Below are 587 nucleotides of genomic sequence, written 5' to 3' on the forward strand. Positions count from 1 at the left end.
CTCCGGCGGAGCTGACAAGCCAGTGGCTTTTCAGCCTATCTATCATTCGTGGTGCTTGGACGCTCGGCTGGAGAATGGAAGTCGAGATCGGCTCTGGGTCACTTTGATCGCTCACCCGCCATCGAAAGCTGGGCACATACCGGCCCTTTGCCAAATCGATCAGAAGAGGCGCCGTCCTGCCATCGAGCAGATAGTACCGCTCCAATCCGCGCCGGAGCCGTCCCGCCTCGATACGAACGACGGGATCGTTCATAATGTCAAAATCTGTTCCCCTGCCAAAGACTTCGATAGCGATTGTATACGCCTTGATTCCGCTGGACCGCCCAGCGATGGTCTCTTCAACGACATAGGAAAGAAATCGACGCACACGGTCAGGCACATCAAAGTCGGCGCTTGCTAAAAGGTGGCGCAATCCGTCGCGAATAGCATCTTCAGAGATCTCGGAACGGGCACAGGCATCCGATTCGCTGACGGATTTCGGAGGCCTTACCATTGGAGAATTGCTCCGGTAGCCGATCAACCCCGTACTCATCGTGCGCTCATAAAGTCCTCAGCGCAATCTCTCTTTCATCGGCGGAGTAATCGCT

Annotated in this window: 1 pseudogene; it reads right to left on the minus strand. The window is 55.5% G+C overall.

Annotated features, from left to right (window positions below):
* Positions 1 to 532 (minus strand): annotated as a pseudogene (locus RKE40_RS29695) (hypothetical protein); the annotation flags it as partial.
* Between the last annotated feature and the right edge of the window lie 55 nt (positions 533 to 587).

It is taken from the genome of Allobosea rubneri (assembly GCF_032464875.1).
In the GTDB taxonomy this organism is placed as follows: Bacteria; Pseudomonadota; Alphaproteobacteria; order Rhizobiales; family Beijerinckiaceae; genus Allobosea; species Allobosea rubneri.